General features: G+C 68.7%; 16 protein-coding genes and 1 riboswitch. Of the genes, 12 read left to right on the forward strand and 4 right to left on the reverse strand.

What is annotated here, in order from left to right:
- From ISP14_RS03165 to ISP14_RS03190, 6 genes are all read left to right on the forward strand, one after another.
- The gene (locus tag ISP14_RS03165; RefSeq protein WP_404536222.1) at window positions 1-2,463 is read left to right on the forward strand and encodes an ABC transporter permease; all 2,463 of its coding nucleotides are present in this window, start codon (window positions 1-3) and stop codon (window positions 2,461-2,463) included.
- Window positions 2,460-4,889 carry an ADOP family duplicated permease gene (locus ISP14_RS03170; RefSeq protein WP_404536223.1) on the forward strand — a complete coding sequence of 810 codons (2,430 nt, stop codon included), beginning with the start codon at window positions 2,460-2,462 and terminating at the stop codon, window positions 4,887-4,889. The genes ISP14_RS03165 and ISP14_RS03170 overlap by 4 nt, the downstream gene beginning before the upstream one ends.
- A 28-nt stretch (window positions 4,890-4,917) precedes the next feature.
- Window positions 4,918-6,309, forward strand: coding sequence for a sigma-54-dependent transcriptional regulator (locus ISP14_RS03175; protein WP_404536224.1), 1,392 nt, complete (start codon window positions 4,918-4,920; stop codon window positions 6,307-6,309).
- Window positions 6,299-7,654 carry a sensor histidine kinase gene (locus ISP14_RS03180; RefSeq protein ID WP_404536225.1) on the forward strand — a complete coding sequence of 452 codons (1,356 nt, stop codon included), beginning with the start codon at window positions 6,299-6,301 and terminating at the stop codon, window positions 7,652-7,654. Before ISP14_RS03175 ends, ISP14_RS03180 begins: the two co-directional genes overlap by 11 nt.
- A gap of 61 nt (window positions 7,655-7,715) precedes the next feature.
- Entirely contained in the window at window positions 7,716-7,955 is a 240-nt protein-coding gene (locus tag ISP14_RS03185; protein ID WP_404536226.1) for a hypothetical protein, read from the forward strand.
- The gene (locus ISP14_RS03190) at window positions 7,943-8,440 is read left to right on the forward strand and encodes a TA system VapC family ribonuclease toxin (protein WP_404536227.1); all 498 of its coding nucleotides are present in this window, start codon (window positions 7,943-7,945) and stop codon (window positions 8,438-8,440) included. The genes ISP14_RS03185 and ISP14_RS03190 overlap by 13 nt, the downstream gene beginning before the upstream one ends.
- Before the next feature lie 140 nt (window positions 8,441-8,580).
- On the opposite strand, the gene ISP14_RS03195 is transcribed toward ISP14_RS03190, so the two are convergent.
- Window positions 8,581-10,443, reverse strand: coding sequence for an ATP-binding cassette domain-containing protein (locus ISP14_RS03195; protein ID WP_404536229.1), 1,863 nt, complete (start codon window positions 10,441-10,443; stop codon window positions 8,581-8,583).
- A gap of 189 nt (window positions 10,444-10,632) precedes the next feature.
- Between ISP14_RS03195 and ISP14_RS03200 the strand changes: the two genes are divergently transcribed.
- Both ISP14_RS03200 and ISP14_RS03205 read left to right on the forward strand, forming a co-directional pair.
- Window positions 10,633-11,748 carry a D-alanyl-D-alanine carboxypeptidase family protein gene (locus ISP14_RS03200; protein ID WP_404536230.1) on the forward strand — a complete coding sequence of 372 codons (1,116 nt, stop codon included), beginning with the start codon at window positions 10,633-10,635 and terminating at the stop codon, window positions 11,746-11,748.
- Window positions 11,749-11,911: 163 nt separating this feature from the next.
- Window positions 11,912-14,806 carry a serine/threonine-protein kinase gene (locus ISP14_RS03205; RefSeq protein ID WP_404536231.1) on the forward strand — a complete coding sequence of 965 codons (2,895 nt, stop codon included), beginning with the start codon at window positions 11,912-11,914 and terminating at the stop codon, window positions 14,804-14,806.
- A 113-nt stretch (window positions 14,807-14,919) separates the two neighbouring features.
- On the opposite strand, the gene metK is transcribed toward ISP14_RS03205, so the two are convergent.
- Complete coding sequence (gene metK, locus ISP14_RS03210; protein ID WP_404536233.1) at window positions 14,920-16,119, reverse strand: methionine adenosyltransferase; 1,200 nt, start codon at window positions 16,117-16,119, stop codon at window positions 14,920-14,922.
- Window positions 16,120-16,284: 165 nt separating this feature from the next.
- Window positions 16,285-18,579, reverse strand: a complete 2,295-nt coding sequence (metE, locus tag ISP14_RS03215) for a 5-methyltetrahydropteroyltriglutamate--homocysteine S-methyltransferase (protein WP_404536235.1) — start codon at window positions 18,577-18,579, stop codon at window positions 16,285-16,287.
- A gap of 186 nt (window positions 18,580-18,765) precedes the next feature.
- A riboswitch (cobalamin riboswitch) is annotated at window positions 18,766-18,972 on the reverse strand.
- A 69-nt stretch (window positions 18,973-19,041) separates the two neighbouring features.
- Between metE and ISP14_RS03220 the strand changes: the two genes are divergently transcribed.
- The 3 genes from ISP14_RS03220 to ISP14_RS03230 all read left to right on the forward strand — a co-directional run bounded on the left by ISP14_RS03220 (window position 19,042) and on the right by ISP14_RS03230 (window position 22,430).
- Window positions 19,042-19,776 (forward strand): SGNH/GDSL hydrolase family protein, encoded by a 735-nt coding sequence (locus tag ISP14_RS03220; protein ID WP_404536236.1) that lies wholly within the window; start codon window positions 19,042-19,044, stop codon window positions 19,774-19,776.
- 123 nt (window positions 19,777-19,899) lie between these two features.
- Complete coding sequence (locus tag ISP14_RS03225) at window positions 19,900-21,606, forward strand: lysophospholipid acyltransferase family protein (protein ID WP_404536237.1); 1,707 nt, start codon at window positions 19,900-19,902, stop codon at window positions 21,604-21,606.
- The gene (locus ISP14_RS03230; protein ID WP_404536238.1) at window positions 21,603-22,430 is read left to right on the forward strand and encodes a UDP-2,3-diacylglucosamine diphosphatase; all 828 of its coding nucleotides are present in this window, start codon (window positions 21,603-21,605) and stop codon (window positions 22,428-22,430) included. Before ISP14_RS03225 ends, ISP14_RS03230 begins: the two co-directional genes overlap by 4 nt.
- A gap of 59 nt (window positions 22,431-22,489) precedes the next feature.
- On the opposite strand, the gene dusB is transcribed toward ISP14_RS03230, so the two are convergent.
- On the reverse strand, window positions 22,490-23,476 hold the full coding sequence (gene dusB, locus ISP14_RS03235) for a tRNA dihydrouridine synthase DusB (protein WP_404536239.1): 987 nt from the start codon (window positions 23,474-23,476) through the stop codon (window positions 22,490-22,492).
- Between the two features lie 85 nt (window positions 23,477-23,561).
- On the opposite strand from dusB, the gene ISP14_RS03240 reads away from it, so the two are divergent.
- Entirely contained in the window at window positions 23,562-25,340 is a 1,779-nt protein-coding gene (locus ISP14_RS03240) for a GGDEF domain-containing protein (RefSeq protein WP_404536240.1), read from the forward strand.
- Window positions 25,341-25,356 lie beyond the last annotated feature (16 nt).

Here is a 25,356-nt window from a genome sequence, read left to right on the forward strand (position 1 = left end):
ATGACGATCTGGTTTGCTGAAGTATGGCGTGCATGGCGGGCGAGCCTGCGCAAACCGGGCTTTCTGCTGCTGGCGACCGCCGTACTGGCGCTGGGCGTGGGCGCCAGCACGACAGTGTTGACCCTGATCGACCGGGTGCTGCTCGAACCGCTGCCCTATCCGCAGGCGTCGCGGCTCGTGCAACTGGGCATGGAAAAGTTTGGCGTGGCTTACTGGGTCTCTCCGCAGGAGTACCAGCATGCGCAGCACCTGCAAGGCGTGCAGTCCATGGGCATGGTCGCGCGGTTCCCGGCGTCCCTGAATATCGCCGGCGACGGTGAACCCGAGCTGGTCCCGGCCTTGTATGCGGACCGCGGCTTGCTGCCGACACTCGGCATCCCGCTGTCGCTTGGGCGCAACTTCACGGCCCAGGAGGACCAGCCACACGGGCCGAAGGCGGTGATCCTGGGTCATGGATTCTGGATGCGCCGCTATGGCGGCGATCCGGGCGCGGTGGGGCGCACGATGTCGATCGAGGGCGTGCCTTACGCCATCGTCGGCGTGTTGCCCCAACATGCCGGACTGAGTCAGGGCGACTTGCTGCTGCCTGTCGCGCTGCCGGCCGGCAGTACCGACGATGGTTCCAACTACCGTGCCATCGGCCGCCTCGCCCCGGGGGTGCCTGCCGCCGCGGTTGGCGCCGAATTGCAGGTGCGGATGCATGCAATGCTTGCGGATAGCGGTGCGTTGAGCGGCCCCGATGGCGCCTACTGGTCGCGCCAGCAATTCCGGGCCGACGCACTCGACACGGCACTGCAGGTCCGGATGCGGCCGGTGCTGACCATGTTCCTGGCCAGCGCGCTGCTGGTGCTGCTGCTGGCCATGGTCAATCTCGCCAATCTGATGCTGTTGCGCATGCTGGCGCGCAGCCACGACGCCGCGGTGCGCGATGCGCTGGGCGCCTCGTGGCAGCGCCGCGCCATGCCGATCGCCGCCGAGGGGCTGCTGGTCGGTGTCTGCGGTTCGCTGCTGGGGGCGTTGCTAGCCATGGCCGCCCTGATCGCGTGGCGTGGCCTGATTCCGCCGGACTGGCTGGATGGCAGGCCGCTGCCGATCGATGCTTCGATCGTGCTGACGGCGTTGGGCCTGGGCCTGGCCGGTACCGTGCTGGCGGTGGCGCTGGGTTTGTGGCGGGGCCTGGCCCGGACGGTTTCCATGGAAGAGCTGCGCGAGGGCGGGCGCAGCGGCATGGCGCAGCGTGGAGGCCTGCTGGGACGCGTGCTGGTGACGGCGCAGGTCGCCATCGCGGCATGCCTGCTGTGCGCGGCAGGATTGTTCCTGCATGCGCTCTACGATGCGGCGCATGCGCCGCTGGGGTTCCGCAGCCAAGGTGTGCTGACCTTCGACCTTGCGCCGGTACAGGCGAATTATCCGGATGCGGCATCGGTGCGCGATCTGGATCGGAGGCTGCTGGAACGATTCCGGGCGCAGCCCGGGGTGGAGCAGGCCGCGGTGGGCACCGGCCTGCCGGTGGGCGACTACGCGCAGAATTTCTATCTGGGCAACATCCGCGCGCCCGGCGGCGAGCCTTTGGCAGACTCGCCGCAATTTCGCGGCGTGGGGCCGGAGTATTTCGCGACGTTCGGCATCGCCGTGCGCGAAGGGCGCGGTTTTCTCGCCACGGACGACAAGGGATCGGAGCGTGTGGCGGTGATCAACCAGGTGCTGGCCGAGCGCATGTACGGCGGCCACGCCCTGGGCAAGAGCATCGAATTCAGCTCGCCCGCACCCGGCGACGGCGGCCATCCGTTCGTCGCCCGCATCGTGGGAGTGATCGGCACGATCAGTCCGTTCGGCCCCCTGGGCGGCAAGGACGGCATCTTGTATGTGCCGTTCTCCCAGGTGCCGGATGGCCTGCTCGACGTCTACCGCAGCGGAAATCCCTTGCGTTTCGCCCTGCGCGTCGAAGGCAACCCGGAGGATTACCGCAAGACGCTGGTCGCCGCAGTCGCACAGGTGGCGCCCAACCAGCCCATTGCCCATGTACTGACCATGCAGCGCATCGTCCGCGATACCACCGGCGATACGCGGATGAATCTGTTACTGGTCGGCATCTTCGCGGCGCTGGCCCTGGTGTTGGCCGCCGTGGGCATGTATGCGGTGGTGGCCGTGTCGGTGGCCAATCGCGAGCGTGAATTCGGTGTGCGCCTGGCGCTGGGGGCGTCGCCGTCGCGGCTTGCATACATCGTGCTGCGCGGCGGTCTGCTGCAGATCGCCGTGGGCCTCGCTGCCGGGTTCGCCCTCGCGCTGCTGCTGTCGGGGATGCTGGGTGCCGTGCTGATGCAGATACAGCGCAATGTGTTCGATGTACCGGTGTTGCTGGCAGTGTGCATGGTGCTCGCTGCTGCCGGTCTGCTGGCCTGTCTGCTGCCAGCCTTGCGGGCGGCGCATGTGCCACCGATGCGCGCCCTGAGGGGGGAATGACGATGGTGGTCGTGCGCGAGTTGCGCGAGGCATGGCGGCGGCTGATGCGGCGCCCGGGCTATGCCTTGCTATCGGTGGGAATGCTGGGCGTGGGATTGGGCGTGGTGCTGTTCCTGTTTGGCCTGGTCAACACGATGATCCTGCGGCCGCTGCCGTTTCCGCAGGCGGATCGCCTGGTGGCGATCGGCGAACAGTCATCCAACGGCTACGGCATCGGCTACATCGACAGCGACCAGTACCTGCAGTTGCAGGGGCATCTGCGCAGCGTGGACATGTTCGGTGCCTATGCCGTCACCGGCGTCAACCTGGACAGCGGCGCTGGCGCGGACTTTTCGCGCGGCACCTTGCTCACCGCATCGATGATGGAACTTCTGGGAGTGAAGCCCATCCTCGGTCGCGGCTTCATTACTTCCGACGAGGTGCCTGGCGCGGCACCCGTGGTGCTCCTGGGCGAGACACTGTGGCGGCACGATTTCCATGCCGATCCGCATATCGTGGGGCGGGCGGTGCAGGTGAACGGCGAGCCGGCCACGGTGGTCGGCGTGCTGCCCGCGGATTTCGGTTTTCCGCAGGCCAGCCGGTTGTGGATGCCACTGCGGTTGAAACAGCAGCAGTATCTCGACATCCACGGCGTGGCCCGATTGCTGCCGTCCGTCGACCTGCCGCAGGCGCGCGCGGAGCTTGCCGCACGGGCGGATGCCATGCAGCTCGCCCTGCCGGCGGAGCAGCGCGGGTCGTCGTTGACGATCAAGCCGCTGACCCTGAGCTTCATTCCCGAGAACACCCGTGGCTGGGTGTGGATGATGTTCGGCGCCACTGGGCTGGTGCTGCTGCTGGCCTGCGTCAATGTGGCGAACCTGCAACTGGTGCAGACCTTGAACCGGCGCCGCGAGCTGGCCCTGCGCAGTGCTTTGGGAGGCAGCCACGGGCGCCTGATGATCGGTGTGCTGGTGGAAAGCCTGCTGCTCAGCGTGGCGGCGTTGGCGGTGGCCGTGCCGATCGTGCAGTTGGGCAATCGTTGGCTGGTCGGCGTGTTCATCGCCAGCGACGATCCGCCGAACATGTTCCTCCGCTTCGGCGTCGACGGCCGGGTGCTGCTGTTCGGCTTCGGCGCGGCGATGCTGTGCACGGCGGTGGCTGGACTGATCCCCGCCTGGCGTGCTGCGCGCGCCGACGACTTGCAGGAGGCGCTGCGCGACGGTAGCAAAGGCTCCGGCAGCGGCTTCGCCCAGGTGGCGAAGGTCCTGGTGGTGGCCGAGGTGGTGCTGACCGTGGTGCTGCTGGTGGGCGCGGGTACGTTCGTGCGGGCGCTGGGCGCGCTGCTGGTGGAGCGCTCGGTGGGCGCCACACATGCGGCGCAGGTGCTCACCGCGGACGTGGAGTTGCCGTCGGCGCGCTATGTGGACGATGCGCAGCGCATCCGTTTGCTGGATACCGTGGTCGAGCGCCTGCGCAGCGATCCAGCGGTGATCGATGCCTCCGCCTCGGATACCATTCCAAGCGCCGCGTTGGGCAGCCACGAGGACGTGTCCCTGCCGGGCCAGCCGCAGCCATCCGAGGGTTGGCCGCGGGTGCAGATGGGCATCGTCGATCCGCATTTCCTCGCCACCTACGGTGTGCGCCTGCGCGCGGGGCGCTTCTTCGATGCGCGCGACCGCGCGGACGGTGCGCCGGTAGCCGTGGTCGACGCCAAGCTGGCCGAAGCGATGTGGCCGCACGGCGAAGCACTGGGCCGCAAGCTGGTGCTGTGGCCTGGCCGCGTGCACGCTCGCGCGCTGACCGTCGTCGGCGTGATCGAGCCGCTGCAACTGGACAGCGCGCTGGAAAGGCCGCTGCCTGGCCTGCTGCTGCCGCTGCAGCAGTCGGCGGACCAGGGGCCGCTGCGCCGCGGCATGGGGCTGGCGGTGCGCACGCATGCCGACGCGGAAACCTATGCGCGGCAATTGGCTGCCGTGGTGCGCGAGGTGGATCCGCAAGTGGCTGTCCACGCGATGTACAGCCAGGCCAGGGCGATGGCGATATCGCGGGTCAAACTGCTGGTGCTGACCGAGGTGTTCGCGGTGCTGGGCCTGGTGGCGCTGCTGCTCGCCGGCGCAGGCCTGTACGGCGTGCTGGCGTTCTCGGTGGCGCAACGCACGCGCGAGATCGGCATCTGCCGCGCGATCGGCGCCGGGCATGGCGCCATCGTGCGCACGGTGGCGCGCCAGCTGGCGTGGCAGCTTGGCCTCGGGCTGGGTATCGGCCTGCTGCTTGCCGTGCCGGGGTCGGGTGTGCTGGCCGATCCGGGTTTGCACACGCGCGCGCACGATCTGGCGGTGTTCGCCCCGGTATTGCTGTTGGTGATCGGCGTATCCGCACTTGCTGCGCTGGTGCCGTTACTGCGCGCGTTGCGTGTCGATCCTGCCGTCGCCTTGCGCTACGAGTGATCGCTACACTGAGGGAATGAGCGAAGGCATGGCGCGCGAACCGACCCCTACCATTCTGTTGGCCGACGACCAGGCCGACGTGCGCGAGGCGCTGCGCCTGTTGCTGAAGGCCGAGGGCATCGCGAGCATGGGCGTGGCCGATCCGGCGGCGGCGCTGGAGGCCGTGCGCCGGCGCGAGTTCGCCTGCGCGCTGATCGACTGCAACTATTCGCGCGACACAACCTCGGGCGAGGAGGGGCTGGCCTTGCTCGAACAACTTCGCCAGGCGGCCCCCGATTTGCCGGTGGTGGCGATGACGGCGTGGGGCAACGTGCCGCTCACGGTGGAGGCGATGCGTCGCGGAGCGGCGGATTTCGTCGAGAAGCCGTGGGACAACGCACGCCTGCTCAGCGTGCTACGCGCGCAGGTGGCCTTGGCGGATGGCGCGCGCAAACAGCGCCGGCTGGAGGCGGAGAACGCACTCTTGCGCGGCGAGGCGGGCGAGGATTTCATCGCCGAATCGCCGGCGATGCGCCGCGTGCTAGCGCTGGTCGAGCGCATCGCCCCCAGCGACGCCAACGTGCTGGTGCTGGGCGAGAACGGCACTGGCAAGGGCGTGGTCGCGCAGCTGCTGCACCGGCGCTCGACGCGCGCGGCGCACTCGCTGGTCAAGGTGAACATGGGCGGCATCGCCGAGAGCGTGTTCGAGTCGGAAATGTTCGGCCACGTGCGCGGCGCCTACACCGACGCCAAGAGCGAGCGCATCGGCCGCTTCGAACTGGCCGACGGCGGCACGCTGTTCCTCGACGAGGTAGGCAACGTGCCGGCCTCGCAGCAGCCGAAGCTGCTGCGCGTGCTGGAGGATGGCGAGTTCGAGCGGCTGGGTTCCTCGCGTACGCAGAAGATCGACGTGCGGCTGGTTTCGGCCACCAACGCCGACCTGCAGGCGGAGGTTGCCGCGGGCCGCTTCCGCAAGGACCTGCTTTATCGCCTCAACACGCTGGAAGTGCGCCTGCCGCCGCTGCGCGAACGCGCGGAAGACATCTTGCCGCTGGCGCGCGCTTTTCTTGCCCGCAACGCGCACCGCTATGGCCGCGACGGGCTGCGGCTGGCGCCTTCGGCAGAGCGCGCGCTCGCCGGCTGGCGTTGGCCCGGCAACGTGCGCGAGCTGCAGCACCTGATGGAACGCGCCGCGTTGCTCGCCGAGCACGACGAAGTCGGCGCGGCCGCGCTGGCTTTCGGCGAGTCCACCGCCCAGCCGGCGGCGGACCTCGACGGCATGACGCTGGAACAGGCTGAGGCGCATCTGGTGCAGCGCGCGCTGGAGCGTTTCGACGGCAACCTGCAGCGCGCCGCCGACGCGCTGGGGATCACCCGCCAGTCGCTATACCGGCGGCTGGAGAAGCACGACCTGCGCGACGCGGGCGGCGATGCCGACTGAACCCTCAGCATGGCGCGCCGGACGCATGCCGCGCTTCGAGCGGCGCGTGCTGCTCGGCAGTCTGCTGGTGGCGACGCCGGCTTTGCTTGCGGCGCTGGCGCTTGCCGTGGCGTCGTGGGATGCGTCGTTGCGCTGGACCTGCGTCGCCGTCGCCGCGGTGGCCACGCTGCTGCTGGCGCGCGGGCAATACCGGCGCGTGGTGTTCCCGCTGTACACATTGTCTGGCTTGCTGGAAGCCCTGCGCCAGGGCGACTACAGCCTGCGCGGCGTGCAAGGCGGGGTGCTGGGCGATGCGATCTACGACATCAACGCGCTGGCCGAGCGGCTGCAGAAGGAGCGGCTGGAGTTCGAGGAGTCTTCGTACCTGCTCGGCAAGACGCTGGCGGCGCTGGACAGCGCGGTGTTCGTGTTCGACGAGGGGCAGCGGTTGCGCCTGCTCAACCCGGCGGCGCAGCGCCTGCTGGATGCCGAGCGCCATCGCCTGTTCGGCCTGAGCGCTGCGGAACTCGGTCTTGCCGCGTTGCTGGAAGGGCCGGCCGCACGTCTGCTCACGCATGTGTTTCCGGGGCGCAGCGGACGTTTCGAGATCCGTCATGCCGCACTGCGCAGCGGTGGACGGGGCGGCCAGCTGCTGGTGGTCAACGACGTGGGCCGCGTGTTGCGCGAGGAGGAGCGCGCGGCATGGCAGCGCCTGCTGCGCGTGCTCGGTCACGAGGTCAACAATTCGCTGGCGCCGATCCAATCGATGGCCGGCACGTTGGCGACACTGGCCGCGCGCGATCCATTGCCGGAGGACTGGCGCGAGGATTTCCGCGGTGGTCTGGAGCTGATTGGCCACCGTGCCGAGGCGCTGGGGCGCTTCCTCTCCAGCTACAGCCGACTGGCGCGCCTGCCGCCGCCGCAGCCGCGCGCGGTAGAACTGCCCGCGCTGGTGGCCAAGGTGGCGAAGCTGGAGCAACGGCTGGCGATCGTGGTCGAAGCCGGCGAATCGCTGACACTGCAGGCCGATCCCGATCAGCTCGAACAAGCCTTGATCAATTTGCTGCGCAACGCGGTCGAAGCGTCGCTGCCCGACGGTGGCGTGCGGCTGCGTTGGCGGCGCGATGGCGAGAACGCCTGCATCGAGGTGGAAGACGACGGCCCCGGTCCGCCACCCAGCGACAACTTGTTCGTGCCGTTCTTCACCACCAAGCCCGGCGGCTCCGGCATCGGCCTCGCGCTGACACGGCAGATCGCCGAGGCGCACGAGGGCGGGGTGACGCTGGCCGCGCGCGCGGATGCGCGCGGCGCGGTGGCGCGGCTGTGGTTGCCGATGCCCCAGGAGGCGGGGCAGCTTGACGCGTGATGCGTGATGCGTGATGCTTGATGTCGACCGCCGTGAGATACGGTCGTCAGGAGCGTCGATCATGCGTACCACCCTGCAACTGGATGAAGACGTGCTGGCTGCCGCGCGTGCGTTGGCGGAGCAGCAGGGCCGCACCTTGGGCGAGATGGTGTCAGAGCTGGCCCGCAAAGGGCTGGCACCGGCCGTCGCCGCACCGCAATTCCGCAACGGGATCCGCCTGATGCCAGTGCGCCCGGATGCGAAGCCGATGACGCAGGATCAGATCAACGAACTGCGCGACGAGGCGCCATGGTCAGCGTGAGCCGCAAGGCCCGGTCGGAGGTGCGCGAGCCTCGCGCACCCTGGCCCGAAGGGAAAACGACCTGGTTGCTGGACGTCAACGTCCTGCTCGCCTTGCTCGACCCGACGCATGCGCATCACGCGGCGGCGCATGGGTGGTTCGCTACGGCACGCGAGTCCTGGGCCAGCTGCAACCTCACCCAGAACGGCGCACTGCGCATCATGTCGCACCCGCGTTATGGCAACGCGGTCGCCTCCGTCGCGCTCGCCGCAGAACTGCTGGCGGAACTCTGCAGCCAGCCGGGACACGTCCGCTGGTCGGCCGACCTCAGCCTGCTGGATTCGCCGCTCGTCGATCGCACCCGCCTGCTGTCGTCCAGCCAGGTCACCGACACCTATCTGCTGGCTCTCGCCGTGAAGCACGGGGGCCGGCTGGCGACGTTCGACAAGCGTCTGGTGACCAGCGCGGTGCGTGGCGGCGAGGCGGCGCGCTTCGTCATCGAGTAAGCGCAACGGCGGATCGCCGCGCGCTCTCGAGCGTTCCCAATCCTGTCCCGGACTCTTGGCTTCCATGATGGCCGTGCCGCGCGTCGGGCGGCATGACCAGGGCACAGGCACCGATGCCGCATCGGCGCCTGTGCAGTCGATCAGCCGTCCAGTTCCGCCCAGCGCGCGTAAGCGTTTTCCAGCTCCAGCTGCAGCTTCGCCAGCGCCTCGTTGGCTTTGACGATGGCCGTGCTGTCCTGCTGGAAGAAGGTGGGATCGTTCATCGCATCGCCGCGCGCCGCGATGTCGGCTTCGAGCTGCTCGATGCGCGCAGGCAGTTGTTCGAGTTCGCGCTGGTCCTTGTAGCTCAGTTTGCGTTTCGCCTCCGACACAGGCGCCGGTGCGGGCGCCGCGCTCTTTGCAGCAGGGGCGGCGACCGCGACAGTCGAGGCCGGTTTCTGGCGCAGCCAGTCGGTGTAGCCGCCGACGTATTCGCCCACCTTGCCATCGCCTTCCAGCACCAGGGTGCTGGAGACCACGTTGTCGAGGAAGGCGCGGTCGTGCGAGACCAGCAGCAAGGTGCCCTGGTAGTCGGTGAGCAGTTCTTCCAGCAGCTCCAGCGTCTCCACGTCGAGATCGTTGGTGGGTTCGTCCATCACCAGCAGGTTCGACGGCTGCGCGAACAGCTTGGCCAGCAGCAGACGGTTGCGCTCGCCGCCGGAGAGCCGGGTGATCGGCGCGCGCGCGCGTTCGGGCGAGAACAGGAAATCCTGCAGGTAGCCGATGATGTGCTTGCGCTGGCCGTTGAGCTCGATGTACTCGCGCCCTTCGGCGACGTTGTCCAGCGCGTTCTGGGTGTCGTCGAGCTGCAGCCGGTGCTGGTCGAAATAGGCGATCTGGATGCCGGTGCCCAGCGTGGCGCTGCCGTGCCCGGGTTTGAGTTCGCCCAGCATGATCTTGAGCAGGGTGCTCTTGCCGGCGCCGTTGGGGCCGATGATGCCGATGCGGTCGCCGCGCATCACCGTGGTGGTGAGGTCGTCGATCAGTACGCGGCCGCCGTAGGCCTGGCGCACGTGTTCGAGATCGACCACCTTCTTGCCCGAGGCCTGTGCATTGGCGGCGGTCATCTTTACGTTGCCGCCCAGCTCGCGCCGTCGCGCACGCTCCACGCGCAGCGCCTTCAGCGCGCGCACGCGGCCCTCGTTGCGGGTGCGCCGCGCCTTGATGCCCTGGCGGATCCACACTTCTTCCTGCGCCAGCTTCTTGTCGAACAGCGCGTTCGCCTGCGCTTCGGCGTGCAGGCGCTCCTCGCGGCGGCGCAGGTAGTTGTCGTAGTCGCCGGGCCAGTCGGTGAGCTGGCCACGGTCGATCTCCACGATGCGCGTGGCCAGCGCCTGCAGAAAGCTGCGGTCGTGGGTGACGAAGATCAGGCTGCCGTCGAAGGATTTCAGGAAACCTTCCAGCCAATCGATTGCTTCGATGTCGAGATGGTTGGTGGGCTCGTCCAGCAGCAACACGTCGGGTTTGCGCACCAGCGCCTGCGCCAGCAGCACGCGGCGCTTCATGCCGCCGGAGAGCGCGGCGAAATCGGTGTCGGCAGGCAGCTCCAGCCGGGTCAGCACTTCGGTGACGCGGCGGTCGAGATCCCAGCCGTGGCGTGCCTCGATCTGCGCCTGCACTTCGCCCAGCGCGTCGAGATCGCCCTCGTGCAGCACGTGGTGATAGCGCGCCAGCAATTGGCCGAGGTCGCCCAGGCCCTGCGCTACCACGTCGAACACGGTGCCGGCGGTGCCGTGGGGCACTTCCTGCGCCATGCGCGCGATCACGATGCCGTTCTGCACGCGCACCTCGCCGTCGTCCGGCTTGAGCTCGCCGGCGATCAGCTTCATCAGGGTGGATTTGCCTTCGCCGTTGCGACCGACGATGCACACGCGCTCGTTGCGATCGATGGACAGATCGACGTGTTCGAGCAGGAGGGGGCCGCCGATACTGAAATCGACGTGATGGAGTTGGATCAGGGACATGCGCCCATTCTAGCCGGCCATGGCGTGCAGGCGCGCTCCACACCCTGGCGGATGGTGTCAGACAATCCGTTGCAGAACATGGATTTAACGAATTTATTTCAAGTCTTGCCTCTGGATTTCACCGCGACCTTGCGTTAAGGTCGCGACCACGCGGGGTAATGTTGCAGTTTGTTTGCGAGGAATAGTCGGGTGGCCATCGAATCGACGGGGCTGGGGCAGGTACTGGGTCGTCTGCGCGCGATTCTGCTGCTGGTGCTGCTATGCGGCCTCGGCGGTTTCGCCAGTGCGGCGCGCGCCGGTTATGCGGCCATCGTCGTCGACGGCACCAGCGGCCAGGTGTTGCAGCAGGTCAATGCCGACCAGCGCGACTATCCCGCCTCGCTCACCAAGATGATGACGCTCTACCTCACCTTCGAGGGCTTGAAGAGCGGCAAGCTGCGTCTCGACCAGGCGATGCCGGTATCCGCCTGGGCGGCGGGCAAGTCGCCCACCAAGCTGGGCTTGCGCGCTGGCGAGACCGTTTCGGTGCAGGACTGCATCCTCGGCATGATCACCAAGTCGGCCAACGATGCCGCCACCGCGATGGCCGAGGGCCTCGGCGGTAACGAAGGCCACTTCGCCGAGATGATGAACGCGCAGGCCGCGCTGCTTGGCATGAGCGATACGCACTTCGCCAATGCCTCCGGCTTGCCCGATCCGAACAACACGTCGACCGCGCACGATCTGGTGAAGCTGTCGATGGCGCTGTACCGCGACTTCCCGCAGTACGCGCATTTCTTCGCTACCCAGGAGTTCGTGTTCCGCGGCCACATCGTGCGCGGCCACAACCACCTGATGTACCGCTACCCGGGCATGGATGGGCTGAAGACCGGCTTCACCGACGCCTCGGGCTTCAACCTCGCCTCTACCGCGGTGCGCGACGGCCACCGCCTGTTCGCCGTGGTGCTGGGCAGCCGCACTGCGGCAGTGCGCGACAACCTGATGGCGCACCTGCTGGACGATGGCTTCGAGGGGCGCCAGACCCCGCCGATCCTGATCGCCGAGGCCGCTGGTGTGCGTCCTGGCAGCAGGGCTGCCCGCATCCTGGAGGCGATTTCGCCGATCCAGACCGCCGATGCGGATACCGTGCCGGCCTCGCAGCGTCGTCCCGGGGCCAGCCAGCCGCGCCATGGCAAGCGCGCGGTCGTGGCCAGCCGCAGCCACCGCTCGCACCGCACGCGGCATGCCGCCCCACGGCTGGCTGCCCATCATCCGCGGACCAAGAAGACGGTTGTGGTCGCGTCGCGCAGCGACACGGACGGCTAGGCAGCCGCTCCGCCCCATCCCCTTTCCCAGCGCCGCACGGCATGAGCCGTGCCGGCCGGTCCGGCATCGACCGGGCTGATGGCTTATCCTGCGCTGCTGAGACGTGCAGTACGGCTGCTGCGCACGCGTGCAGGGAGCGCGCGGCGCATCTACAGGGGGATCCATGACCGGTCAGCTGACCGACCGCTATCTGCGGGCAAAACACATCGCCATGGGCGTGCTGGAAACCGGCGCGTCAGGGCGCGATGAGGCCATCGCGCGCGAATGCGGCGACGATGATGCGCTGGCGCGCGAAGTGCGCTGGATGATCGCCGCGATCGAACGCAGCCACACCGCCACGCTGCCGCTGTTGCCGGGCGACACGGTCGACCTGAGTGGTCTCGATGCGCGGGCCGATACGCCACGCCGCTACCGCCTGGTACGCCGCGTGGGCGAGGGCGGGATGGGCGTGGTCTATCTGGCCGAGCGCGCGGACGCCGGCTTCGTGCAGCAGGTGGCGCTGAAGGTGCTGGGTGCCGGCGCGGTGGGTTCGCCCACGCTGCTGGAGCGCTTCGCCCGCGAGCGGCAACTGCTGGCGCGGCTGGAACATCCCGGCATCGCCCGCTTGCTCGACGGCGGGGTGCTCTCCGATGGCCAGCCCTTTCTGGCCATGGAATACATCGAGGGCGAGCGCATCGATGCATGGTGCGAGCGCCACGGGCTCGACCTGCGCGAGCGCATCGCGCTATTCCTCAAAGTCTGTGCCGCGGTGGAGTACGCGCATCGCAGCCTGGTGATCCATCGCGACCTCAAGCCCGCCAACATCCTGGTCGACGCGCAAGGCCAGCCCAAGTTGCTGGACTTCGGCATCGCCCGCCTGATCGACGCCGAGGCCGTCGAGACCACGCTCACCATGACCGGCCAGCACGCGCTGACCCTTGCCTACGCCAGCCCCGAGCAGATCGAGCAACAGCCGCTGACCACCGCGGTGGACGTCTACGGGCTGGGCATGGTGCTGTACCAACTGGTGGCAGGGCGGCGTCCCTGGCAGCACATCACCACGCCACACCAGTTGAGCCAGGCGATCGTCACTGGCGAGATCGTGCCGCCCAGCCGCAGCAGCGGGAATCACGACTCCAGCGGCCATGCCGGATCGCCGCGCCGGACGGTGCCCGCGGATATCGACGCGATCGCGCTGAAGGCGTTGCGGCGCCAGGCCGGCGAGCGTTATGCCACCGTCGGCGCGCTCGCCGACGACTTGCGCAACTGGCTGGAGCGGCGGCCGGTGCTGGCGCGGCGGGGGCGCCGTCTGTATCGCCTGCGCCGTTTCCTGCAACGCAACCGCTGGCCACTGACCGCCGCCGCTGCGCTGGTGCTCAGCGTGCTGGCCGGCCTGGCCACGTCGCTGTACTCGCTGCACCAGGCGCGCGTCCAGCAGCGCCTGGCAGAGCAGCGCCGGCAGCAGCTGGAGCGCATGGTGCAGTTCCAGCAATCGATGTACGACAGCGTGGACATCGGCGCGATGGGGCACGCCGTCGTCGCCGCGGCGCAGCAGCAGGTCGGCGCGGCACTGGCATCGGCGTCAGCCGCGCCGGCGGCGGACGGCGTGCTGGTCAAGGCTTTCGCCGGCGTGCAGGCCACCGACATCGCGCGCGAAGCAATGGACGACTACGTGATTGGCCACACCTTGAGTGGCCTCGACGGCGCCTTCCCCGACGCGCCGCTGCTGGATGCCGACCTGCGCCAGTCGCTGGCGCGGGCGCTGCTGGGCATCGGCAGCTACGCGCATGCCGCCGACGAACTGCGCAAGGTGCTGGCGGTCCGTACGAAGCTGCTGCCGGCAGGCGATCGCAGCCAGCTTTCCGTGCGCGTCGACCTGGCGCAGGCGCTGGAGAAGCAGGGGCAGACTGCCGCGGCGGCGGACATGTACGCCCAGGCCGAAAAGCTGGCGCAGGCCGAGTCGCCCACTGACGCGCTGCGGGTCGCGGCCGCATCCGGCGCGGCGCGGATGCTGGGTGAACAAGGTCATCTGCAACAGGCGCTGCAGCAGCAGGACGCGCTCTATGCCGCGCTGAAACCGCGCCTGCCGGCCACCGATCCCGGCCTGATGCAGTTGCAGCGCGACCTGGTGATGACCCTGATCGGGCTAGGCCAGCGCGAACGCGCGTTGCAGCTGACCGAGCCGCTGGTGGCGCTGGAGCGCCGCGCGCTGGGCGCGGAAAACCCGCAAACCCTCGACGCCATGCTGGTCCAGGCCCGGCTGTTGCACTACCGCTACGAGTACGAGCGCTCGCTCGCGCTCGCGCGCCAGGTGGCCGCCGTCCGCGCACGACGCCTGGGCGCGGATCACCCCGACACGCTGGCCGCCGCATTCATGGCCGCCACCGACGAGGTGTATCTGGCGCAGGAGCCGAAGGCTTTTGCAGCGGCTGGCGAGGATTTGCAGCGGGTGATCGACGTGCGTCACCGCGAACTGGGCGGCGACCACCCCGACACCATCGCTGCCGAGACGGTGATGGTGCGGCTGCTGTCCAAGCAGGGCAGTTATGCCAAGGCGCCGGCCGAACAGCGCGCCTATTACGCGCAGGCGATCGCGCTGGAGCGGCAGATCCTCGCCGCCCACGAACACCAACTCGGGCCCGACCATCCCAGTACCTTGATGGCGCTTGGCAGCCTCGCCAGCCTGCTGGACGAGGCCGGCCAATACGAGCCGGCGCTGACCGAGGCCAAGCTGTGCCTCGCCGGCCAGTTGCGCGTGCTGGGACCGCAGCACCCGCTGATTTCCGCCACGCGCACCCTGATCGGCGACATCGAGGACGACGCCCATCACTGGGACGCCTCGCGCGACGCCTACCGGCAGGCGCTGGAACAGCGCGAGCAACTGCTGGGCCTGCGCGATGCGCACACCATCGAAAGCGCCTCGCGGTTGTACTCGGTGCTGGCGAAGCTGCGCGATACCGGCGCGGCGACCGAAGTGCGCCAGCGCTACATGGATCCAGTGATCGCGATGGACCCTAAGACGCTCAACGCTGCCATGCGCAGCGTGCGCGACGAGGCGATCCGCATGCTCAACCCGTAAGCCGGTTTCCCTGCGCCAGCGCCAAACGAAAACGGGCCGCATCATGCGGCCCGTTTCGATTTCGTCCTTTGACGTCGCGCCTGCGGCGCTACGCCAGGGCGTGTGGCGGCGGCTTACTTCAGCTTGGCAGCCTTGCGCAGTGCCTCGGCCTTGTCGGTCTTTTCCCACGAGAACGCGGTGTAGCCCTTGCCGTCCTTGCCCTTGACCTCGACCGGGCTGCGGCCGAAGTGGCCGTAGCTGGCGGTCTGCTGGTACATCGGATGGATCAGGTCGAGCATCTGCAGGATGCCGTACGGGCGCAGGTCGAAGTGCGCGCGGATCAGCTTCTCGATCTTGTCGTCGCTGATCTTGCCGGTACCGAAGGTCGTGACCGAGATCGAGGTCGGGTGCGCCACGCCGATCGCGTAGCTCACCTGCACTTCGCAGCGGTCGGCGATGCCGGCAGCCACGATATTCTTGGCCACGTAGCGCGCAGCGTAGGCGGCCGAGCGGTCCACCTTGGACGGATCCTTGCCCGAGAACGCGCCGCCGCCGTGGCGGGCCCAGCCGCCGTAGGTGTCGACGATGATCTTGCGGCCGGTCAGGCCGCAGTCGCCCACCGGGCCGCCGATCTCGAACTTGCCGGTCGGATTGATGTGGAACTTGGTGCCCTTGTGCAGTAGCTTGGCCGGCAGCACCGGCTTGATGATGTGCTCGCGCACGGCCTCGATCAGATCCTTCTGCTTCACGCCCGGATCGTGCTGGGTGCTGAGCACCACGGCGTCGATCGCGGTGGCTACGCCGTTGTCGTAGCGCAGGGTGACCTGGCTCTTCGCGTCCGGGCGCAGCCACGGCAGCGGCGAGTTCTTCTTCTTGCGGACCTTGGCCTGCTGCTCGACCAGGCGATGCGAATAGTGGATCGCCGCCGGCATGTAGTCCTTGGTTTCGTTGGTGGCGTAGCCGAACATCAGGCCCTGGTCGCCGGCGCCCTGTTCCTCGGGCTTCTTGCGGTCCACGCCCTGGTTGATGTCGGGCGACTGCTTGCCGATCAGGTTCAGCACGCCGCAGGTGGCGCCGTCGAAACCGACGTCGCTGGAGTTGTAGCCGATGTCGAGGATCACCTTGCGGGTGATCGCCTCGAGGTCGATCCAGGCGCTGGTGGTGATTTCGCCGGCGACGATCGCCACGCCGGTCTTGACCATGGTTTCGCAGGCCACGCGGGCGCGCGGATCCTGCGCGAGGATCGCGTCGAGCACGGCGTCGGAGATCTGGTCGGCGACCTTGTCCGGATGGCCTTCGGAGACGGACTCGGAGGTGAACAGGTGGCTGGACATCGCGATTATATCCTCGTGTACGGATAAAGAGATAAAAGAAGCGGCATCATACAACGCCGTCCCGGCTTTTGCAGCCGGCCGAGATTCTGGCGGCCTGCCGGTTAGCTGCGCGTTCAGACGTCCGAATGGCCGGCGGCCCCGCCGCGGAGCCGCCGGCCGGCGGACTCAGGCCATGGTAGGCGCCAGTTCCGCGCGGAGCTGGCGGGCGCAGGCCAGCATGCCGTGCAGCGCCGCTTCCACCTCCGGCCAGCCGCGGGTCTTCAGGCCGCAATCGGGGTTGACCCAGAGCTGGCTGGGCTGCAGCACCTGCAGTGCTTTGCGCAGCAGCTCAAGCATCTCCTCTTGCGTGGGCACGCGCGGCGAATGGATGTCGTACACGCCGGGGCCGATGCCGTTGGGGTAACGAAAGCGCACGAAGGCATCCAGCAGTTCCATCCGTGAGCGGCTGGTCTCGATCGAGATCACGTCGGCATCCATCGCGGCTACCGCCTCGATGATGTCGTTGAACTCGGAGTAGCACATGTGGGTGTGGATCTGGGTGGCGTCGCGCACGCCGCCGGCGGTGATGCGGAAGCATTCCACCGCCCAGGCCAGATAGTTCGGCCAGTCGGCGTGGCGCAGCGGCAGGCCTTCGCGCAGCGCGGGCTCGTCGATCTGGATCACCCGGATGCCGGCCGCCTCGAGGTCGTGCACCTCGTCGCGCAGCGCCAGAGCGATCTGTCGGCACACGGTTTCGCGCGGCAGGTCATCGCGCACGAACGACCACTGCAGCATGGTGACCGGGCCGGTGAGCATGCCCTTCATCGGCCGCCCGGTGAGCGATTGCGCGTAGGTCGACCAGCGCACCGTCATCGGTGCGGGTCGCGCCACATCGCCCCAGATCACCGGCGGCTTCACGCAGCGCGAGCCGTAGCTCTGCACCCAGCCGAGCTTGGTGAACAGGTAGCCGTCCAACTGCTCGCCGAAGTACTCCACCATGTCGTTGCGCTCGGGCTCGCCATGCACCAGCACGTCCAGGCCGATTTCCTCCTGGAAGCGCACCACGCGCTCCACCTCGGCCTGGAGCCGCGCCTCGTAGGCGGCATCGTCCAGTTTGCCGCCACGGTGTGCCGCGCGTGCCTTGCGCAGTTCATCGGTCTGCGGGAACGAGCCGATCGTGGTGGTGGGCAGCGGCGGCAGGGGCAGCGACTCGGTCTGTGCTGTACGCCGCGAAGCATAGGGTGATCGGCGCAACGCCATCTGTGGGCTCAGTTCGCGCAGACGGCCACGCACTGCGGGATTGCGCACACCTGGCTGCTGGGCTTGGCGATCGAGCAGGGCTTGTTGCGCCTGCAGCGCAGCTTCGGCTTCCGTGTGGCCGGCCAGCGCGTCAGCGTAAACACGCAATTCCTCTATCTTCTGCCGTGCGAACGCCATCGTGGCGCCGCGCGCCGGAGCGAGTGCGGTTTCGGCATCGAGATCGATCGGCACGTGCAGCAGCGAGCAGGACGATGCCAGCCACAGCCGCGAGGCGCCCAGGTGTGCGCGTGCCTTGCGCAACAAAGGCAGCACGCGCTCGGGGCGGCTGCGCCACACGTTACGGCCGTCGACGATGCCGGCACTCAGCACGCGATCGGTAGGCAGCGCGCCGAGCACGGCATCGAGCTGCTGTGGCGCGCGCACCAGGTCGACGTGCAGGCCGGCCACCGGCAAACCGGCGGCGAGCGCGAGATTGTCGCCCAGCGCGCCGAAGTAGCTGGCCAGCATGATCTTCGGGCCGCCGGCCTCCGCCAGCGCCGCATAGGCGCGGCGATAGGCGGCGTGATCGTCGGCGTCCTGATCGAGCACCAGGCAGGGCTCGTCCAATTGCACCCAGTCGGCGCCGGCCGCGGCCAGCTGGCGCAGCAGTTCGACGTAGGCAGGCAGCAGGGCGTCGAGCAAGGCCAGCCGGTCGCTGCCGTCCACGGTCTTGGACAGCAGCAGGAACGAAACCGGACCCAGCAGTACCGGCCGTGCGTGGTGGCCCAGCGCCCGGGCCTCGCGGAATTCCGCCAGCGGCTTGTCGCCGACCAGGGCGAAGCGTTGGCCGGCATGCAACTCGGGCACCAGGTAGTGGTAGTTGGTATCGAACCACTTGGTCATTTCCAGCGCGTGCAGGTCGTGGCCGCCGCGCTTGTGGCCGCGGGCCATTGCAAAATAGCCGTCCAGATGGCTTTCGGCGAACACCGGGCGATAGCGCTCGGGAATCGCATCGAACAGCACGGCGGTGTCGAGCACGTGGTCGTACAGGCTGAAGTCGTTGCAGGGCACGACATCGGCGCCGGCGTCGTGGGCGAGCTGCCAATGCCGCGCGCGCAGCGTGCGGGCGGTATCGAGCAGGGCCCCGGCTGGCGTATCGCCTTGCCAGTGGGTTTCCAGTGCACGCTTCAGCTCACGCTTCAGGCCGATGCGCGGAAAACCGAGGTGGGTAACGAGTGACATGGATGATTCCTCTTGCATGAATGGGCAAAGAGGAACGAAGGGTGGTCGGCGTGGCGGCCGGCCGGTGACCTTCGCCCCCGCGGGCGAACCGGCGCGGCCGCGGGCAGGCAGAGCCGGCACAGCCTGGGCGGCTGCGCACGGCTCCGGTGTCTCCCCGCGGAGACGCCAGGTCGGACGGATGCGGCGATGCCGCTTCCGGCCGAGGCAGGTATTCGGGCTCGTGGACAGAGTGCCTACTGTCCGTCGCTTCCCAGATGCGTCGCACCCAGTGCTGGTGACGGAGGTCGTTTCCACATACCGCTGCGGGGCAGCGCCGGATTCGCACCGGCTTCCCTCTTCATTCCATCCTTTCATTCGGATGAAAGGATGGAAACCTCGGCGACGCGCAAATTACGCCTGTCGCCGGGCATCCGTCAACGAACGGATTTGCATAATGCCGGTTCGCATCCGTGGAGCTTTGCTATGAAGCATTCCCTGCGCACAGGCGTCCGCTGGCTGTTGGGTATGGCCTGGTTGCTCGTCGTGTCGGTAGCGGTGGCGGCCGACGGGCATCCGCCCGCGCCCTCGCAGTGGCGCGCCGACATTGACGCCTTCGTGGCGCACGACCGCATCGACCCGCCGCCGCCGCACGGGGTGCTGTTCATCGGCAGCTCGTCCATCCGCTTCTGGACGCCCACGCTGGCCGGTGACTTTCCCGGCGTGCCGGTGATCGACCGCGGCTTCGGCGGCTCGGCCATCGCCGACTCGACCTACTACGCCGACCGCATCGCGGTGCCGTACCACCCCGCGCTGATCGTGATGTACGCAGGAGACAACGACATCGAAGAGGGCTTGTCGCCGCAGCAGGTGGCCGGCGATTTCCGTGCCTTCGTGGCGCGCGTGCGGCGCGATCTGCCGGGTGCGCCGGTGGCCTATATCTCGATCAAGCCCAGCCTGGCGCGCTGGTCGCTGTGGCCGCGGATGCGCGAGGCGAACCAGCTCATCAGGCAATGGGCAGTGACGCAGCGCGACGTGCGCTTCGTGGATGTCGCCTCGCGGATGCTGGATGCGCAGGGCAAACCGCAACCGCAGCTGTTCCGTGCGGACGGCTTGCATATGAGCCCGGCGGGCTATGCGATCTGGATCGCGGCGCTTACGACGGTGTTGGCGGATTACGGTTTCCACGTCGCCGCGCCCGCGGCTCGCGCGCCGGAATAAGCATGCGCCGGTTGCCCTTTCTTCACGCGCCGGGAGCCTTGTCACGCGGCTGACGCGGGAGCGCAACGCGGCCGTCCCGGTAGCCGCGCAATCTTGCGACGGGCCAAGCCGAGGGTCGTCGCCATGCAAGCGATCGAGCAGCGTGTGCAGCAACGCTATCCGCACTGGTTCCGCGGCGGGCGCGGACGTCTGGCCGTGCCGCTGCTGCACGGGCTGGCGCGCTGGTCGGGATTCGACGGCATCGACACCTTCTGCGCCGAGCACGGCCACCTGCGCGGGTTTGCCTTCGTCGAGGCGAGCATGCGGTGGCTGGAAATGCGTTACGACGTCGACACGGACGCGCTGGCGCGGATACCCGCGCAAGGACCGTTGCTGATCGTGGCCAACCATCCGTGCGGCGCGCTCGACGCGCTGACGCTGCTGGACATGGTGGGACGGGTGCGGCGCGACGTGCGCATCGTCGCCAACGAAATGCTGGCGCTGGTGGAACCGCTGGCGGAACTGATGCTGCCGGTGCGCGTGTTCGGCGGCAGCGCCGGCGCGGCCAGCCTGCGCCGGGTGGAACGCGCACTGCGCGACGGGCAGTGCGTGATCGTGTTTCCGGCCGGCGAGGTCTCGCGGCTGGGTCTGCGCGGCGTGAGCGACACGCGCTGGCGCCCCGGCTTCCTGCGCTTCGCGCGCCGTGCGTCGGCACCGGTGTTGCCGGTGCGCATCGAGGCGCGCAATTCGGCGCTGTTTTATGGAGTCTCCGCGCTGTGCCGTCCGGCGTCGACGGCATTGCTGGCACGGGAGATGCTGGCCCGCCGGCATCGGCCGGTGCGCCTGCATGTCGGCGAGCCGATGAGGGTCGTCGACGAGGAGCGCGAACAGGATGCGCTCCGGCGCATCCGCCAGACGCTGCACGCGCTCGGTCGCGGCGAAATGGTGGCCGCGAGCGGTCCCGCGCCGCTGGCGGCGCCGGTCGACGCTGCCGTGCTGGCGGCGGCGGTGACCGCCGCCGAACTGCTCGGCGCTACCAGCGACGGCAAGCAGATCCGCCTCGCCCGCGCCATCGGCGGTTCGCCGCTGCTGCAGGAGATCGGCCGGCTGCGCGAGCTGACCTTCCGCGAGGTGGGCGAGGGCACCGGCCGCAGCCGCGACCTCGACGCCTACGATGCGTACTACGACCACATCCTGGTGTGGGATCCGCAGGCTGCGCGCATCGCTGGCGCTTACCGCGTGATGCGCGGCGCCGAAGCGCTGGCGCGCACGGGGCTGGCCGGCTTGTACACCGCGTCGCTGTTCCGCTACGCGGACGCGGCCGTGCCGCGGTTGGCGGCGGGGCTGGAGCTGGGGCGCAGCTTCGTGGTACCGGACTACTGGGGCAGCCGCAGCCTTGACTACCTGTGGCAGGGTATCGGCGCGTACCTGCAACGCTACCCGGGCGTACGCTACCTGTACGGCGCGGTGTCGATCAGCGCCGCATTGCCGCGCGCGGCGAGCGAACAGATCGTGGCGTATTACCAGCGCTACTACGGCAGCACGCAGCCACTGGCCGATGCCCGCCGACCGTTCGCCTTCGAGTCCGCGGCGACGTCCTTCGACGGGCTCGACGACAACGCCGCACACGACGCGCTGAAGCTGGCGCTGGATCGGCTCGGTGCGTCGGTGCCGATGCTGTACAAGCAGTACACCGAGCTGTGCGAACCCGGCGGGGCGCGCTTCCTCGCCTTCGGCGTGGATCCGGACTTCAGCGGTTCCATCGACGGATTGATCGAGGTGGACCTGGAGCGGCTGCGACCGCGCAAACGCCAGCGCTACCTGGAACGCCGGCAGGACGCGCTGGCATGAAGCGGCCGGCCGCCCCGTCCGAACGGCGGTTGCGGACGGCGTTCATTTCCGACGTGCACCTGGGCACCAAGCACTGCCACGCGGCGGAGCTGGCGGACTTTCTCAACAACCTGCGCTGCCGCCAGTTGTACCTGGTGGGCGACATCGTCGATCTGTGGTGGATGGTGGAGGGGCGCACGCAATGGAACGACGCGCATGCGCGCGTGATCGAGGCGCTGCACGCGTTGCACGCGCGCGGCACGGCGATCGTCTATGTGCCCGGCAACCACGACCGGCCGCTGCGGCGGGTGTGCGGGCTGATGCTGCCCGGCATGCGGGTGCGGCGGCGCGCGGTCCACGTCACCGCCGATGGTCGCCGCCTGCTGGTGACGCACGGCGACGACTACGACAACGTCACCCAGTTCGGCGGCCTGCAGGAGCGCCTGGGCGACTGGCTGTACTACCGCATCCTGACCTGCAACCGCCTGCTCAACCGCGCGCGCCGGCGCGCCGGCTTGCGTTATTGGTCGCTGTCGGAGTTCGTGAAGCGGCGCAGCGGCGCTGCCGAGCGCTACATCGAGCGTTTCGTGCAGGCCGGCCTGGACGATGTCGCGCGGCGCCGGCTCGACGGCATCGTCTGCGGGCACATCCACCGCGCCGGACTGATCCAGCGCGACGGCCTGATCTACGCCAACGACGGCGACTGGGTGGAAAGCCTCACCGTGCTGACCGAGGACATGGACGGCACGTTGCGCTTGCTCGGTCATCGCGGCGAGGTGCAGGCCGAGCTGCCGCCGCGGTTGCGTCTCACGATGGTGGAGTTGCCGCAGGAGCTGGCTGCTTGAACGCTTGTTCGCAATCTACGGGTACTGGGCACCCGTAGATTGCGGACAAGCTCTGGATATCAGGCGGCGAGGCGCTCGCCGGCCGACTGCGCGGCGAAGTAGTCGCGGGTCAGGCGGAGTTGCTCGGTCGCGGTCTCCGCGCGGTTGACCACGCTGCGGAAGGCGGCGTTTTCCGGGCGGTCCTTCGCGTACCAGCCGAGGTGCTTGCGCGCGATGCGCACGCCTCCCTGTTCGCCGTAGAAGGCGTAGAGGTGTTCCAGGTGGCCGAGCAGGATCGCCGCCACTTCGTCCGGTGTCGGTTCGGGCAGCTGCTCGCCGGTGGCGAGAAAGTGGGCGATCTCGCGGAAGATCCATGGCCGGCCTTGGGCGCCGCGGCCGATCATCAGCGCATCGGCGCCGGTGGCGTCCAGCACGTGCCTGGCCTGCCGGGGTGTTGTCACGTCGCCGTTGGCGAACACCGGGATGCGCACGCTGGCCTTCACTGCGGCGATGGTTTCGTATTCCGCTTCGCCCTCGTATTTGTCGGCACGGGTACGCCCGTGCACAGCGAGCGCGGCGATGCCCGCGTCCTCGGCGATGCGCGCGATGCTGAGTGCGTTCTTGTGCTCGCGGTCCCAGCCGGTGCGGATTTTCAGCGTCACCGGCACCGCCACGGCATCGGCCACGGCCTTGCAGATGCGTGCTACCAGGGGCTCGTCCTGCAGCAGGGCGGAGCCGGACCACACGTTGCACACCTTCTTCGCCGGGCAGCCCATGTTGATGTCGATGATCTGCGCGCCGTTGGCCACGTTGAAGCGTGCGGCCTCGGCCAGCATCGCCGGGTCGTAGCCGGCGATCTGCACGCTCACCGGTTCGGGTTCGCCGGCATGGTCCATCCGCCTGAGCGACTTGCGCGTGTGCCACAGGCGCGGGTCGGCGGTGGTCATCTCCGACACGGCCAGGCCGGCGCCCAGCCGCTTGCACAGCAGGCGGAACGGCTTGTCGGTGACGCCGGCCATGGGGGCCAGCACCAGCGGCGGGTCGAGGCGGTAGGGGCCAATCTGCATCCCGCCATTGTAGGCGGAGAGTGTGACCGGCGCCCGGAAAAGCTATGATCGCGACGAGTGGTACTTGACAGGGAATGGGCCTGGGATGCGCAGGGGGCCGTGGCTGGGGTTATTGCTGGCGCTGGTGGCGATGCCGGCCGTCGCGGCATCCATGAATGGATTCCGCGAGCAAGTCGTGGCCGATCCACATGGCCTGATCGCCGCGGTTCGCCAGCAGCTCGACCAAGCGGGTACCACCCTGCAGCCGGCGCGTGAGCGCGAGCTGCTGTGGGGCATGGGCACCGCCGCGATCAACAGCAACGACGATGCCGCGCTGGCCGAGGCCACGTTGCGGCTCGATGGCCTGGCCGCGGTAGCGCACGACCCGGTGGCCGCTGCCGCCGCGGGTTTCCTGCGGGCCCGGCACGACATCGCGAACGGGGTGGGCGACGGCCTAGGCGAGGCGCTGCGGGCTGCCGACAAGGTACTGGGCCACGCCGATCCCGGCATCGCGGCCTGGGCGCGTTTTCAGCTGTGCGATGCCTATGCGCTCGACGAAAAGGCGGCCAAGGCCTTGCCGTTGTGCCATCAGTCGACGGAGGCCTATCGCGCGCTCGGTGACGATTTCGGCATGGGCGATGCCGAGAATGACGAGGGCATCGCCCTGGCGACGCTGGGCCGAGTGGATGACGCGGCCGCAGCCTACGAGCGGGCGCGCCAGTACTACGCCAAGGCCAATGCGGAGCAGCTGGTGGTGATGGTGGGCGACAACCTGGCGAAGATGTATCTGAAACAGGGCCGCGCGGGGGAGGCGCTGGCGTTGTCCCAGGCCTCGCTGAAGCAGGAGCTCGCCGCGGGGCGCATCAGCGATGCGCTGGATTCCAGCACCGACATCGCCATGGCCGAGGCAGCGCTGGGTCGCCATCGCCAGGCCTACACACGGATGCGCGCGGCGGTGGCGCAGGCACGCAGGGCAGGCATCAACGGTCAACTGGTCGACATGCTCAGGACGGAAGGACTCATGGCCGAGCAAGCCGGCGACCTGCGCCAGGCGCTGGCCGACGAACGCGAGGCGGCCAAGCTCTCCAGCAACGTCGATACGCCGGCGCTGCGCGCCATCGAGATTGAACTGGAACAGCGCTATGCCGCGCGCGAAAAGGAACTGCGCATCAGCGAGCTGGAGCACGCCAATGAGCTGAAGGACCTGCAGCTCAAGGCGGCGCAGGCCGATGCGGCGCGCCGCCGCGCGCAGCAGCAACGCCAACGCCTGATCAACGTGACGATCGGGCTGCTGGCCGCGGCGCTGCTGCTGATCGTCGGCCTGCTCGTGCTGCTGTTGCGCGCGCAGCGGCGGCATGCCGCCGAGCTGCAGGCACAGACCTTGCGCGACCCGCTCACCGGCATGGCGAACCGGCGTGCGTTCCAGCAGCGCGCCAACGAATTGCTGGGTCGTGCGCGCGACGCGGCCGCGCCGTTGCACGTGCTGCTGCTGATCGACATCGACCACTTCAAGAGCATCAACGACAGCATCGGGCACCTGCAGGGCGACCGGGTGCTGCGGCTGCTGACCGACTACCTGCGCGCTACCGTCGACGATGCGAGCTTCGTGGCGCGTATCGGTGGCGAGGAGTTCGCCGTGCTGTGTCCGCGGGCCGGGCTGACGGCGGGCCTGCGGCTGGCCGAAACCCTGCGCGCAGGGGCGGCTGGGCTGGCGCTGCCACAGGACCTTCCGGTGACCAGGCTGACGATCAGTATCGGTGTGGCGCAGTTCGATGGTGTGCGCTGCCACGACCTGTCGAGCTGGATGCGTGCCGCCGATCTGGCCTTGTACTCGGCCAAGTCCGGGGGGCGCGATCAAGTGGTGGCGAGCAAGCTGGCCGGCTGACGCAACGGGGCGGCTG

Origin of the sequence: Dyella agri (assembly GCF_044904705.1) — a bacterium.
Lineage (GTDB): Bacteria > Pseudomonadota > Gammaproteobacteria > Xanthomonadales > Rhodanobacteraceae > Rhodanobacter_A > Rhodanobacter_A agri.